General features: G+C 71.3%; 12 protein-coding genes. 6 read left to right on the top strand and 6 right to left on the bottom strand.

All coding sequences use genetic code 11. The annotated features are described in order from the left end of the window. Nucleotides 1-13: 13 nt before the first annotated feature. The 6 genes from A6A06_RS22875 to A6A06_RS22850 form a co-directional block, all read right to left on the bottom strand. On the bottom strand, nt 14-1,276 hold the full coding sequence (locus A6A06_RS22875; RefSeq protein ID WP_073763110.1) for an acyltransferase family protein: 1,263 nt from the start codon (nt 1,274-1,276) through the stop codon (nt 14-16). Nucleotides 1,277-1,481: 205 nt separating this feature from the next. After that, entirely contained in the window at nt 1,482-2,384 is a 903-nt protein-coding gene (locus tag A6A06_RS22870; RefSeq protein WP_242440875.1) for an SGNH/GDSL hydrolase family protein, read from the bottom strand. Nucleotides 2,385-2,638: 254 nt separating this feature from the next. Continuing rightward, nucleotides 2,639-3,043, bottom strand: a complete 405-nt coding sequence (locus A6A06_RS22865) for an ester cyclase (RefSeq protein ID WP_073763109.1) — start codon at nt 3,041-3,043, stop codon at nt 2,639-2,641. Between the two features lie 31 nt (nt 3,044-3,074). After that, the gene (locus tag A6A06_RS22860) at nt 3,075-3,824 is read right to left on the bottom strand and encodes a TetR/AcrR family transcriptional regulator (RefSeq protein ID WP_073763108.1); all 750 of its coding nucleotides are present in this window, start codon (nt 3,822-3,824) and stop codon (nt 3,075-3,077) included. A gap of 168 nt (nt 3,825-3,992) precedes the next feature. Further along, on the bottom strand, nt 3,993-5,006 hold the full coding sequence (locus tag A6A06_RS22855; protein WP_073763107.1) for a ParB/RepB/Spo0J family partition protein: 1,014 nt from the start codon (nt 5,004-5,006) through the stop codon (nt 3,993-3,995). A 696-nt stretch (nt 5,007-5,702) separates the two neighbouring features. Beyond that, entirely contained in the window at nt 5,703-7,367 is a 1,665-nt protein-coding gene (locus A6A06_RS22850; RefSeq protein WP_073763106.1) for a sigma-70 family RNA polymerase sigma factor, read from the bottom strand. A 372-nt stretch (nt 7,368-7,739) separates the two neighbouring features. On the opposite strand from A6A06_RS22850, the gene A6A06_RS22845 reads away from it, so the two are divergent. From A6A06_RS22845 to A6A06_RS22820, 6 genes are all read left to right on the top strand, one after another. Next, nucleotides 7,740-8,663 (top strand): D-alanyl-D-alanine carboxypeptidase family protein, encoded by a 924-nt coding sequence (locus A6A06_RS22845; RefSeq protein WP_073763105.1) that lies wholly within the window; start codon nt 7,740-7,742, stop codon nt 8,661-8,663. Nucleotides 8,664-8,915: 252 nt separating this feature from the next. Next, entirely contained in the window at nt 8,916-10,046 is a 1,131-nt protein-coding gene (locus A6A06_RS22840; RefSeq protein ID WP_242440874.1) for a CPBP family intramembrane glutamic endopeptidase, read from the top strand. Continuing rightward, nucleotides 9,998-10,912 carry a LysR family transcriptional regulator gene (locus tag A6A06_RS22835; protein WP_073763104.1) on the top strand — a complete coding sequence of 305 codons (915 nt, stop codon included), beginning with the start codon at nt 9,998-10,000 and terminating at the stop codon, nt 10,910-10,912. The genes A6A06_RS22840 and A6A06_RS22835 overlap by 49 nt, the downstream gene beginning before the upstream one ends. A 237-nt stretch (nt 10,913-11,149) precedes the next feature. Next, nucleotides 11,150-12,442, top strand: a complete 1,293-nt coding sequence (locus tag A6A06_RS22830; protein ID WP_079194236.1) for a CaiB/BaiF CoA transferase family protein — start codon at nt 11,150-11,152, stop codon at nt 12,440-12,442. Continuing rightward, nucleotides 12,439-13,323, top strand: a complete 885-nt coding sequence (locus A6A06_RS22825) for a crotonase/enoyl-CoA hydratase family protein (RefSeq protein WP_079194235.1) — start codon at nt 12,439-12,441, stop codon at nt 13,321-13,323. Before A6A06_RS22830 ends, A6A06_RS22825 begins: the two co-directional genes overlap by 4 nt. Next, nucleotides 13,320-14,060 carry an acetoacetate decarboxylase gene (locus A6A06_RS22820; protein ID WP_073763103.1) on the top strand — a complete coding sequence of 247 codons (741 nt, stop codon included), beginning with the start codon at nt 13,320-13,322 and terminating at the stop codon, nt 14,058-14,060. Before A6A06_RS22825 ends, A6A06_RS22820 begins: the two co-directional genes overlap by 4 nt. Nucleotides 14,061-14,070 lie beyond the last annotated feature (10 nt).

Here is a 14,070-nt window from a genome sequence, read left to right as displayed (position 1 = left end):
GGTACGCCAAGCGTCAACCGACGGAGGAACCGGCGGTGAGCTGCGTGAGATCCACCGCGTCGGCACCCGGATTCGGCGCGGGAACGAGCAGGCAGGTACCGGCCACGACTGCGAGCGCGGCCGCCAGGCAGGCCGTACCCGTACGGCCACGGGCCCAGCGGGCCTTGAACCGTACGGGGTCCTCCACCAGCACCTTGGAGAGGCACCCGGCGGCGAGGGACACGGCGATGAGGACCGACGTGCGGGCCCAGCCCCCGAACCCGAGGACTTCCTCGGTGAGGAGCAGATAGAGCGGCCAGTGCCACAGGTAGAGGCTGTACGAGACGGCGCCCAGCGACCGCAGGGGCCTGCACCCCAGGAGACGGCCGACGGGACCGGCCGGGGCGTGTGCGAGGAGGGCGATGAGCAGGGCCGCAGCCAGGGAGTGGAGGAAGAGGCCGCCGCGGAAGAGGAAGGGGGAGTTCGGTCCGTCGGTGAGGAACCAGTACGCGCCGAGACCGCAGATCAGGACGGCGCAGAGCCGGTCGGCCAGGCGGCCGGGCGTCCTGCACAGCAGGCGGCGGACCGGATCGGTCGCCATCAGGGCACCCAGCAGCAGCGAGAAGGCCCGGGTGTCGGTGCCCTCGTACACGCGCGTGGCGTCCGGGCCGTGGGCGAGGGCGATCATGGCCGCGAGGGACACGACGGCACCGACGGCGGCGACCACCGGCACGAGGCGGCGCGTGGCACGCCCCCGGGCGAGGACGGCGACCACCACCGGCCAGACGACATAGAACTGCCACTCGATCCCGATGCTCCACAGGTGGCTGAAGACGCGGGTGTCGGCGTCGTTCCAGTAGCCGACCTGCTCGCTGATGAAGTGCCAGTTCGTCGCCTGGAGCGCGGCCCACGGTCCGTCCTCCAGGGCGAACCCCAGCAGGTACGGCGGACCGGCCGCCCAGACGAGGAGCAGTGCCGCGGCGATCAGTACGGTCAGCGCGGGCAGCAGGCGGCGGGCCCGGCGTTCCCAGAAGGCGGCGAGGTCGACAGCTCCTTTCCGGGCCGTGGCTTCCTTGAGCAGCAGGCCGGTGATCAGGAAGCCGGACAGGACGAAGAACAGGTCCACGCCGAGGAAGCCGCCGCCGAAGTGCCCGGCGTGGAAGAACAGCACCCCCATGACCGCGAGGCCGCGCAGCCCGTCCAGGGGTGTGATGTGCCGACCGGACGCGCGCGGTCGTGGGGAACCGTGACGCCGGGCGGGCAGCGAGGAGGGCGGGGCGGTCGCAGACGTCGGCATGTTCGGGTCCTTTTGGGGGCGGTGGGGTCGGGAGTGGTGGGGTCGGGAGTGGGGAGATTGGGAGTGGGGAGGCCGGGGGTGACGGTCTCGGCGGTCTGGCGACTGAGGCGGTGCGTGGCGCACCGCCTCAGTCGTCACGCAGGTGGGTGCATCAGATGTGGGTGAACCGGATGTGGATGACCCGGGTGGGTGAACGCGTGTCGCCTCAGCCGCACTTGAGCTGGCCGTAGACCTTGGACCCGGTCCAGGAGCCCTTCGCCCACTGGTCGGCGGGGGCGGGCGTGAAGGAGTAGTGCGTGGCCAGCTGTGCCCCGAACCAGTTGGCGAACGCTGCCGAGCCCTGCTGGCAGGAGTGGATGCCGTCCTGGCTGCGCTGGGCCTTGGCCGCGGCGCTGTCGGTGCCCCACAGTGCGGAGGCGTCGAGGAAGCGGGTCCGGCCCGCGCTCTTTCCGGCTGCCGCCTCGGCCGCCTTCGGCGCGGACTTGATGGCGGCCTCGTGGTCCTTGTAGAACTCGTCGATCTTGAACGGTGGGGCGGAGACGATGACGAGTTCGGCGCCCGCGTCCTTCGCGACCTTCGCGAGGCGCTCGTAGGAACTGCTCTGCTGGGCGGGCGATCCCCAGTCGTAGGTGGTGACCTGATAGGCGATGATGTCCGGGTGGAAGGATCCGACCGCCTTGGACAGGTCCTTGAACGTGTCGTCGGCGAACTTGCCCGTAGGGCCGTCGCCCTTGACGACCGTGCCGCCGCCCGCCGAAGCGATGGATTTCACCTCCACACCGCCGGCCTTCATGGCGGCGCCCAGCGCGGGGGCTTCCGCGTCGGCGATCGAGTCGCCCATCCAGAGCAGCTTCGACAGCTGCTTTCCGTCCTTGTTTCCCGCGGGCGGCGCGGCGGCGGACGCGCCGCCGGTACGGCCGGCGTCCCCATCGCCACCGGCAGTCGAGCTGCCGCAGCCGGTGAGAGCAAGCAGGGACGCGCCCACGACGAGAAGGGCCCCGGCAGCCGTCACCGGCTTCCCGAGCCCTCCGGAGCGGCGTACCGGAGCGGTGGGCGTGGCGGGCCGCTGCGAGGGGGACGGGGTCTGATCCATGTGCTTGATGTGCATGGTTCGAGGCAAGCACGCCGTACGGGTGGTGACAGCGGCTGTCATCTCCCGCTCACACAGCGCGGGAATCCTCGTCATACGACCCTCACACACTCACCGAAATCCGGGCCGGGGCGCGTACTTCGGCCGACCGGGGGCGCGTGCCTCGGCCGACCGGGGGCGCATGCCTCGTCCGGCCCGCGGCACGTGCCTCGTCCGGTCCGGAGCTGAGCGCACGCCTCGTCCGGGCCGGGGTGTGTGCAGCGGTCAGGGCCTCAGAGGGCGCCGAGCGCGGTCATCATGCCGAGGCCGTCCGAGACGACCCAGTACTCGGTGAAGCGTCCGTCGGCGACGCGGAAGATGTCCTGTCCGGCGAAGGCGATCCGGGTGCCGGACGACGCGGTGACGCCGGGGATGCCGCCGCGGTAGGAGCCGTGGAAGGTCCAGTGTGCCGCCACCAGACCGTCGCCGACGATCGGGCCGACATCCAGAGTGATCTTGATGTCGCCGAAGTAGTCGTGCGACTGGCGGACCTGGTCGGCCACTCCCTGCGGTCCGTGTACGTCAAAGGCGGGCCAGTGGCCGACGATCCCGGGGGCGAAGATCTCATCGGCCACGGAGAAGTCGCCGTGCCACAGGTCGAAGAGCCAGCGGCGGTAGAGGGTAGCGGTGGCGTCCATGCCTCCATTTTGCGTACGCGTACGCACAAGGTCAACCACCGTTGAACGGCAGCGGACCCGACGTGCCCACCGCAGGCGCCGTCAGGGAGGTCACGAGCGTGGCGAGGTCGCCGGAGAAGTGGTCGCGGCGGTCCGCGGACAGCCAGTACGAGCGCAGCGCGGCCACCGTGGGGTACTGGCCGGGGTCGGCTTCGGCGGGCACGCTCACCTGGTACGGGGAACGGTTCGCGGGGCGGTCGGCGTGCTGGGCGAGGTCGCCGAGGAGGAAGTTCCAGACGATCCGGTTGGCGGTGGCCGCCTCTTCCAGTGACAGGCCGCAGGCTTGCCAGGAGGCGTAGATCTCCTCCACCAGCCACAGGACCGAGGGCGCCATCAGGTCGCCCCGTCCCAGCACCTCCACGATCCAGGGCCGGGCCGCCAGTTCGTCGCGCTGCCAGGTCAGCAGGGCGAGCAGGCGGGCCCGGGGCTCGTCGGGCAGCGCGGGCCGGGGCAGGCCGGTCACGATACGGTCCAGGAGGAGGACCAGGAGTTCGTCCTTGTCCCGGACGTGCCGGTAGATGCTCATCGGGGCGCTGCCCAACGCCTCGGCGACCCGGCGCATGGTCAGCGCCCGGCTGCCCTCCCGGGTGACGATGTCCAGGGCCGCCTCGACGACGCGGTCACGGGAGAGCCGGGGCGGCCGTCCGCGGCGCGGCGCCCCCTTCCCGGTGGACGCCTCCCGCTCCGCGGCCGCGCCCGGCCCCGTACCCGTACCCGTAGCTGCTGTGCTGTGCTCGCTCACGGGAGCAGTCTGGCATCGCGGCGGGCAGGCCCCAGGTGCGCCCGAACCATGCTCCAGTCGTCCCGACCCAGCCGGGGCGAGGCGGAGGTCCATGCTGCCGATGGCGGCTTCGGTGGAGTCGTACGGCGATCTCTTTCGGCACCCGCCCCGCTCCCCCGGCACCCGCTCTCAGGCCCCGACGGACTCGGCGGCATCGCGTTCGGCGGCGTGCTGGGCCAGTTCCGACCAGTTGTCCGCGTAGGTGCGGGCCAGTTGGGCGACGGTCCGCCGGTGGTTCTGCGGAATGCCCGCGGTGATCTTCTCCCACTCCTCCGCGCTGACCGTGTGGATGCCGAGCAGCCGCAGCAGGGTGCGGCCGGTGTCGCTGTAGCGCAGGGCCGGATCGCCCTTGAGGCGGTTCACGACCCGGCGCCGGTCCGCCGCGGGCATCCGGGGGCGGGCCGCGGTGCTGCCGGTTTCCCGGCGGGGCGCGGGGCACCTGCCGGGGCCTCGTCCCTGGTGCCCGCCGCGCTTGCCCCGCGCGCCACGCTCCGCGAGCAGGGGGTCCTCGCCGCGCAGGAGGCGGTTGCGCACGTCGCGCGCGGTCTCCGGGGATATCCCGGTCTGCCGTGCGATCTGCCGCAGCGAGAGTCCGGGGTTCTCGGTGATGAGTTCGCCGGCCAGCTTGCGGCCTTCGGTGCCGTCGAGCGGGCGGAAGCGGCCGTCCTGGCCGACGCGTCCGCGTTCGGCCGTCGCGCCGCCCGGCATCCGTCGGCGGACCTTGGCCACCGTCGCCGGAGCCACGCCGGTGATCGAGGCGATCATCCGGTTCGACCAGATGGGATGTGAGGCGATGATGCGTTCGGCGGCGCTCTTGCGGTCCGCCTTGGTCAGGGGCAGCCCGTGGGTGGTGTTGGATTCGACGGCGAGGACGAAGGCGTCCGCGTCGTCACCGTCGAAGAACCGCACGGGGATCGTGTCCTGGCCGCGCCGCTCGGCCGCGCGCAAGCGGTGTGCGCCGTCGATGACCCGCAGCGTGCCGCGGTGGACGATGATGGGCGGCAGCGGCGCGTCGGCCGCCGCCAGCAGTTCGATGTGCTCCTGGTTCTCCCCCGCGATCCTCGGCGAATCGCTCACCGACAGGGCACTGATCTCGACGTCGACGACCGTGTGCAGGTCGACCTGCGACTGTCCGGGTTCCAATTGCCCTCCTCGGTCCGCGTTTCCCCGCGCGCTCTCCGGTTTTCGGAGCGCTCGACGGTTCACGGGTGGGCCGGTCCTGCCCCTGTTTTCCCTCCGGGGCCTTCCACTTGTTTTCCTTCCGTGGCCTCCCCCGGGGCTTTCCCCAAGGAAGGCCCCGGCGCGGCGTGACCTTTCTGCACCACTCGGCGCGGCGGGCCGGAAACCGGTGGCCCGTCCCCAAGCCGATGGCCCGCCGCCGCGCCGCCACAGCCGGGTTGTTCCGGGTGGGCCGTGGTCGTACGGCATTCCCGGCCGGAGCGCGCCCGGTTTCCCGTACCGGGCGTTCATGGCGCGAAGATGCCGTTGTGCTGCTGATGCTGAGCCGGTGCGCCGGGCCGGGGAAGGGGGCTTTTGTCCAGGACTTGTCCAGCACTTGTCCGGCCTGCTCAGCACGGGGGACGGGCCTGTTTCCGGACAATCACGGGAGGCTTGTCCGAACGGAATTACCTTGAATTCCTCCGGGATCGTCCGTGCCGGGTGGGGTGAAGCGGAGTCACCGTACGCATGGCGAATACGTCATCGGAGGAGCAAGGAACGGGGAGCGAGGAACGGGACGGCCGTGCGGGCGAGGAACGACAGGTACGCCCTCGCCCGCAGATCCGTCGCACGATCCGTCACATGATTCGTCGCCTGATTCGTCGCACGATCCGTCCGTCGCTACAGTCGCGCGCCGAACACCTGCGTCCACGTCGGCCCGCCGGACGTGTCGTGGGTGCCTATGCCTATTTCCTTGAAGTCGCAGTTGAGTATGTTCGCGCGGTGGCCGGGGCTGTTCATCCAGCTCTTCATCACCTCGGCGGCGGACCGCTGTCCTCGGGCGATGTTTTCGCCGTAGGTGCTCCATTGGTATCCGGCGGCTTTGATCCGGTCGCCCGGGTCCGTACCGTCCGGGCTGGTGTGGTCGAAGTAGTTCCGCGCGTCCATGTCCTGGGAATGGCGCCGGGCCGCGGTGACGAGCTGGTCGTTGCCGCGGACCGGTGAGCAGCCCTGTTTGGCGCGTTCGGAGTTGACCAGCGCGGTGACCTGCTGGGCGAAGGCCGACCCGCCGCCTCCGGAGCCGGCGGCCGGGGCGGGATCGGGGGCCGCGGGGGAAGAGCGCGGTGCGGGGGTGGCCGGTTCAGTGGGAATCCGCTTCTTCCTGGGGATGTGCGGTTCTTTGGAGGGGGACGCGGACGTCGGAGTGGGGCTCGGGCTCCGGCTGGCCTTGGAAGCCGAGGGGGAAGGGGCGAGCGTCGTCGCCGGGGGTGTGGCCAGTGGGGCCGACTCGGGCTCCGTGGCGGCCCGCGAGGTGCCGGGCTCCTCGTCCGGTCCGGCGGTGATGAGGGGAAGCGCGCCACCCACTGTCGCGAGGGCGGCGGCGGCCACGGCGGCCGCGGTGACGGCACGGCGGCGGCGGACGCGGCGGCTCTCGCGCAGCGCGTCGCGAAGCTGGGCTCGTCCGCCTCCCGCAGCCGGGCCGCCGGCCGGGGGCGAAGCTGTTCCGCCCGGCGCCGCGGGCATGGCGGGCTGCCGGTCGGCGGCGGCCGCGAGGGCCGGGTTCTCCATGGTGTCCGGTGCGAGTGCGGCGGCCAGCGGCACCAGGGCGAGGCCGACGAGCAGCCGGTCGGCGGGCACCAGCCCGGACGAGAAGGAGGAGCAGACGGTGCATTCGCGGGCGTGCCGCGCGATGCGCTTGCGCCACAGCGCGGAGGGCGCCCCGTCCCACTGTTCGGTCACCGTGTCCAGCAGGACGCACCGCGGCTTGGCGGACAGCGCGCGCACGACCACGCGGGAGGCTTCGAGCTGGGTCTTCATCCGCTGGACCCGTACGGCCGTGTGCTGGGGCGTCAGCTCCATCGCGGTGGCGACCTCCGCGCGGGTCAGCTCGCCGGCCGCTTCCAGCCACCACAGGGACAGCAGCGCGTGATCGGCGTCGTCGAGCCAGCGGGTGGCTTCGGCGACCTCCCGGCGCTGTCCAGACAGGCCGAGGCGGACGATGGTCAGTCCGACGAAGTCGGCGCGGGGGTCGGGGACGTCGTAGGCGTCGTCGAGGCCGCCGTTGACGGGTGCCGCCTGTCCCTGCCGCCAGTGCGCTCGTATCTGGTTCATCGTGATGGCCACCAGCCAGGACCGGAAACTGCCCGGGTCGCGCAGGTCGCCGAGGCTGCCGAGGGCCCGGAGCATCGTCTCCTGCGCCACGTCGTCCACGTCCGCGTGTCCGTGCAGCGCGCGTCCCACGATGTTGTACACCAGGGGCATGGACGCGGTGACGAGCTGGTCCCTGGCCTGCCCGTCCCCCGCCTGCGCGGCCGCAATCACCGCAGGGTCGAGTTCGCTGCTCACGCTCTGTCCACTCTCTTTCGGCTCGGGCTTCTTCCGTCCCACACACAGGAGATGCTGCGGGGGCGGGGCCGATAACAGAAATCGAGCAGTCGTCCGTCACATTCGTACGGCGGGGCGAAGCGGTACGGGTGACGGAGGATGCCGTACGGGCCGCACGGAGGGCCGTACGGGCTGCGCGGGGTGGCAGGCGGTGCTGGTGGGGGTTGTCGACCAGAGCTGCGGGGCACCGGCCTCGGCAGGTTCCCGTCCGTCCGCCTTCCGGATGTCTGCGAGAATTCCCCGCCACGCGCATCCTTCGGCGTGTCTCGTGCGTCTCACGAGGAAGCCACGCTCTCATGTGGCCGTACTTCAGCGGCATTTGGAGAATACACGTTGAAAACTGGCATCAAGGGCGTACGTCGCCTTTCCGCGACGGCCGTCACCGCCGCGGGGGCCGTTCTGCTGACCGGGGCGTTCGCCGCTCCGGCGCAGGCCGCGGCACCCAAGGCCGCCACGGTCAAGGCCGCGGCGCCCAAGGTCCCCGCGATCACCGCGGCGGGCGGTTTCGCGATGAACAACGCCACCGGCAAGACCGCCTACGCCAAGGCGGCGGACACCCGCCGTTCCATGGGCTCCACCACCAAGATCATGACTGCTCAGGTGGTGCTGTCCCAGAAGAAGCTCAACCTGGACACCAAGGTCGTGGTCGACAAGGCGTACAGCGACTACATCGTCGCGAAGACCGCTTCGTCGGCCCGGCTCATCGTCGGGGACAAACTCACCGTGCGCCAGCTCCTGTACGGGCTCATGCTCCCGTCCGGCTGCGACGCGGCGTACGCGCTGGCCGACAAGTTCGGCAGCGGGTCCACGCGGGCGGCGCGGGTGAAGTCGTTCATCGGCCAGATGAACACCGCGGCCAAGAACCTCGGTCTGAAGAACACGCACTTCGACTCGTTCGACGGCATCGGCAGCGGTGCGAACTACTCGACGCCGCGTGATCTGACGAAGCTGGCCTCCAGCGCGATGAAGAACGCCACCTTCCGCGGCGTGGTGGGCACGAAGGCGACCAAGCAGAAGGTCACGACGAAGAGCGGCGGCTACCGCTACATGTCGTGGACCAACACCAACACCCTGCTCGGCACCTACGCCGGCACCATCGGTGTCAAGACGGGCTCGGGCCCGGAGGCCAAGTACTGCCTGGTCTTCGCCGCCACCCGGAACGGCAAGACGGTCATCGGCACCGTCCTCACCTCTTCCTCGGTGGCCAACCGCACCGCCGACGCGAAGAAGCTGCTGGACTTCGGCTTCAAGGTGTGACGGACGGAGAGGGCCTGCCCGCGGCATTCCGGCCGGGGGCAGGCCCTTTCCCTTGCCGTCCGCGGGCAGGCGCTTCCCCGTTGCCGTCCACGGACAGGCGGCCCTCCCCCTTGCCGTCCGCGGGTGGCCCTTCCTCTTGCCGTCCGCCGCACGGTACGAGCCCGGCGCCGCTTCCTGGTGGGGGTGTCCCCAGGGTGCACTCGGGGGACGGCCGCATTCTCCGCGCCGCGGCCCACTTCTAACGTCCTTGCCATGACCAACTCAATACGGACGCTTCCGCCGGCGTCCTCGGGAACGCGCCGCCGCGGGCCGCTGCTCTTCCTCACCGTGGCCTACCTGGGTATGTGGGCGGCCATGACGCCCCTTCTGGTCACGGGCTTCCAGCGGGAGGACGCCCGGTCGGGGACCGGTGCGCTGGAGGAGGTGTGCATTTCGGCCGCGATGTTCGCCCCGGCAGTCGCCGCGCTCCTCGTCGTCCGTTACGTGGAACGTACCGACCGGATACGGGACGTCCTCGCCCTGCGGTGGCCGCGGCCCCCGAGCCGTACCGCGCGCTCCTGCCTGTCGGCCCTCGCGGTCCCGGCGGCGCTGACCGCCGTCGCGCTCGGCCTCGGCGCGGTGACGGGCCACTACCCCCTCGATGTGCGGTGGGACGGGCTCGGCGCCTGGGCGACCGCCGTGCTGCTCCAGATGCTGGTCTCCCTGCCGCTGTTCTTCGGCGAGGAACTGGGCTGGCAGGGCTACCTCTTCCCCCGCCTGGCGCGGGACGGCGGAGGCGCGCGCCTGGTGTGGGCGTACGTGGGCACCGGTGCCGCCTTCGCGCTGTGGCACCTGCCCACGCTCCTGATGGGCGGGCAGTATCCCGGCCGGCCCTGGTACCTGTCCGTACCCGCCATGGTGATCAGCTGCACGCTCATCCTGCCGGTCTTCACCTGGCTGCGGCTGCGCTCCGGGTCGGTGGTGCCCGCGGTCCTCGGTCACGCCTTCGTCAGTACGGCGGGCGTCGGCATGGTCAAGGCGTTCGCCGCGCCGGACGCTCCCCTGGACCCCCTGCACATGGGGCTGACCGGCTGGCCCGGCTGGATCGTCACGGCCGCGTTCGTCGCCTTCCTCGCGCTGACCGGGCGACTCCGGCCGTCCACGTACGACCGGGGCACCACCGGATACCCGGGGAGCGGGGCAGGCCCGGGGAGCGGGGCGGACCCGGGTGCCGAGGACTCGGGTGCCGGGGCGAGCCCAGGTGCCGAGGCGAGCCCGGGTGCCGAGGCGGGTCCAGGTGCCGAGGCACGCCCGGGTGCCGGAACGGCCGTGCCCCGGCGAGTAGGCTCCGTGCGATGGAGATCTTCCACCTGCGCTACTTCGTGGCGGTCGCCGAGCACCTGAGTTTTTCCCGGGCCGCCCGCGATCTGCACATGGCGACCTCACCCCTGAGCCAGCGGGTGCGCGATCTCGAACGCGAACTCGGCCAGAAGCTCTTCGACCGGGACTCCCATCATGTGGCCCTCTCCCCCGCCGGCCGGGCGCTGCTGCCGGTCGCGAAGGACGTACTGGGCCGGTTCGACGACATTCCCTGGCGGTTGCGCCGGGAGACCGGGCCGCAGCGGCGCGCCGTCTACGTGGGCGTGCCGCCCGCCCTGCATCCGCGGATGCGGGAGCGCCTGACGCGGCTGGAGGAGCGCTGCGCCGGGGAGTTCGACGTCAAACGCTGGCCCGGCAAGAGCGGCAATCTGCTGAACGCGGTGCAACGCGGCGACCTGGCCATGGCTCTGGTGCACCTGCCCGTGCACGCCGAGGGCATCGAGGTGGTGGAGCTGCTGCACGAGCCGCTGGGCGCGGTGCTGCCGGCCGCCGACTTCCCCGGGCGTACCTCGGTGTCCCTGAGCGAACTCACCGATTACACCTATGTGTGTTCCGCGCCCGGCACCCTGCCGACTTATTTCGAACAGATCAAGGTGCGTCTGAAAGCCGCCGGAATCAACAAGGAAATCACCTTGAATATCGGCGACTATGCCAGCGTGGCGGAAATGATGGCGAACGGTTCGACTTTCGGCATCACCTTGCTGGAGCGGGAGAACAACGCGAATACTTACGGCAACGACGCGAATGCGGTACTGCCGTTCAAGGATTTCTCACCGTCACTGGCGACCGGGCTGATCTGGCGGCGCGACCGGGGCGAGCCGGACGGCGACCTGCATGTTCTGGTGCGGGAAGCGCAGTGCACGCTGCCGGACGAATCCGGCAGTGACTGACCGGGCGACTGACCGGGCAGCCGAGCGGGAATCCATCGTGGGTATCGGCGTCACAATCGCCGGGAGAATGCGCGAAGAACGGCGTGACCACTGCGGTCACGCCGTTCTTCGCGTATTGGTGTCACCTGCGGATTGAGTGTTCCCTCCGCACAGGTCTAGCGTCTCCAGTAGACGAAGGAACGCGGCACGAACCGCATTCTCTTTTCCGTCCCGGAGCTTTTTCGACCTGGAGTGGTGATGGCACCCGTAACGTCCACGGAAGAAACCACGGCGCGACCCGCACCCGGCGAAGGCGGCAGCGGCGGCCGGTCCGCCGGCCCGCTCGCGGGGGTCCGCGTCATCGACATGGCCACGGTCGTGATGGGCCCGTACGCCGCCCAGATCCTCGGCGACCTCGGCGCCGACGTCATCAAGATCGAGTCCCCGAACGACACCGTGCGCGTCGGCGCCCTGCACCGTACGCCCGGTATGACGCCGCTGAACCTCAACGTCAACCGCAACAAGCGCAGCGTCACCCTCAACCTCAAGGACGAAGCCGACCGGGACCGCGCCCTGGAGCTGATCGGTACGGCCGACATCCTCATCACCAACATGCGCATCGGCGCGCTCCGCCGCCTGGGCATGGACTACGACAGTCTCGCCACCACCCACCCCCACCTGGTCTACGCCCACGCCCAGGGCTTCCGGCCGGACTCCGACCGGGCGCAGCTGGCCGCGTACGACGAGACGGTCCAGGCGGCCTCGGGGCTGCTGGACCTGGCGCAGCGCGCGGGTGACGTGGGCGCGCCGGTGGTGCTGCCGAGCATCTTCGCCGACAAGGTCGCCGCGCTGTCGATCGTCTACGCGACGCTGGCGGCCCTCGTCCACCAGCGGGCGACCGGCCAGGGGCAGCACGTCGAGGTGCCGATGGTCGACACGCTGCTGGCGTTCAACCTGGTCGAGCACCTCCAGGGGCGTATCTACGAACCGCCGATGGGGCCGACCGGGTTCCCGCTGTCCATGAACAAGGGGCACCGGGCACGGCCCACCAAGGACGGCCTGGCGATGATCATTCCGTACGGCCCGCAGAACTTCCGCGACCTGTTCGCGGCCGCCGGCCGGGCCGACCTGGCCGAGGACCCGCGCGTCAACGGCGAGTTCATCGATGCCGTACGCGACGGGGAGGCGCTGGCCGAACTGCTGGAGACGGTGACGCCGCAGCTGACCACGGCCGAGTGGATGGAGGTGTGCACCAAGCACAGCATCCCGGTCGGGCCGGTGCTGCGGCTCGACGAGGCGCCCGACGATCCGTACGTCCGCGAGGGCCACCTGATGGATGTGGCCGAGCACCCCAGCGAGGGCGCCTACCGCGTGGTCGGCGTGCCCCTGGCCTTCTCCGCCACGCCCGCCTCGGTGCGGCGGCACGCGCCGCTGCCCGGCCAGCACACGGAGGAGGTCCTCGGCGAACTGGCCGGCGCCGCGGACACCACGGCGGCGACGGCGCCCCTGGCCGCGCGGTCCGACGACGCAGTGAAGGAGGAGCAGCGATGAGCACCCCCGCTTCCCAAGACCCCGCAGCGGGCGACGGGCCGGTCCAGGGCTCCCAGGACCTCGTCCAGGGTTCCCAGGGCCTCTCGGCGGGCGACGGATCGGTCCAGATCCGGTACGAGCCGCTGGGCGCGAGCGAGGAGGACGCGGGCAGCGCTCTCGTGATCACCATCGACCGGCCCCGGGCGCGCAACGCCGTGGACGCGGCGGTCGCCGAGGGCATCGCCGCCGCCGTGGACACGCTGGAGTCCGATCCCGCCCTGCGGGTGGGCGTGCTCACCGGCGCGGGCGGCAGCTTCAGCGCCGGTATGGACCTCAAGGCGGCGGCCCGTGGCGAACGCATGAACATCCCGGGCAAGGGGTTCGCCGGACTCGCCGAGGCCCGTACCACCAAGCCGCTGATCGCGGCGGTCGAAGGCTTCGCCATGGGCGGCGGTTTCGAACTGGCCCTCGCCTGTGACCTGGTGGTCGCGGCGGACGGCGCGCGTTTCGCGCTCCCCGAGGTCAAGCGCGGCCTGATCGCCGGAGGCGGCGGCGTACTGCGGCTGCCGCGGCGCGTCCCGTACCACCTGGCGATGGAGCTGCTGCTGACCGGCCGGACCGTCACCGCCGAACGCGCCCACGCGCTCGGCGTCGTCAACCAGGTCACCGGCGACGGGCAGGCGCTGGCCACCGCTCTGGAACTCGCCACGGACGTCGCGCGGAACGCTCCGCTGGCGCTGGCCGCCGTGAAGGAGGTCGTCCGGCAGGCGGACGGCGTACCGGAGCCGGACGCCTTCGCCGCGCAGGCCGACGCGATCGGCAGGCTGGTCCGTTCGGAGGACTTCGCCGAAGGGGTACGCGCCTTCGGCGAGAAGCGGGCACCCCGCTGGAGCGCACGATGAACCGCGAACAGATCCTCGGCAGCCTGAACACGCCGCTCACCGCCCCGGCCTACGCGCCCACCGCGGCCCGGTTCACCGACCGCGAGTACCTGAGCATCGTCTACCGCACCGACGCCGAGGCGCTGCGCGCAATGGTGCCGGAGCCCCTGCGCATCGACGAGCCGCTGGTGCGGTTCGAGGTCATGAAGATGGGCGACGTGACCGCCTACGGCCCGTACGTCGAGGCCGGCCAGGCCATACCGGTCCGCCTCGGCGACGAGCGCGGCGCATATCTCCACGCGATGTACCTCGACAGTTTCCCCGCCACCGCGGCGGGCCGCGAAGTGAGCGCCTATCCGAAGGTGATGGGCTCACCCGCGCTCTACGCCGATCACGCGGCGCTGGTGGGGACGCTGGACTACGGGAGCGTGCGGGTGGCCACCGCGACGATGGGCTACAAGCACCACCCGCTGGACCTCGCTGCGGCCCGCGAGCGGATCGCCGTCCCCACGTACATGCTCAAGATCGTGCCGGGCTACGACGGCGCGCCGCGCGTCTGCGAACTGGTCCGGACGGAGGTCACCGACCTGGTGGTCAAGGAGGCGTACACCGGGCCCGCCCGGCTCCAGCTGTTCGAGCACGTCCTGGCACCGCTCGCCGACCTGCCGGTACGGGAGATCGTCTCGGCCTGCCACATCGTCACCGACCTCACGCTTGCCGTGGCCGTACCCGTCCACGACTACCTGGACCGGATCTGAGGAGGACCGG

Source organism: Streptomyces sp. CB02923 (assembly GCF_001905005.1).
Lineage (GTDB): Bacteria > Actinomycetota > Actinomycetes > Streptomycetales > Streptomycetaceae > Streptomyces.
Note: the sequence above shows the minus strand (reverse complement) of the source record. Positions and strands in the feature narration are given on the sequence as shown.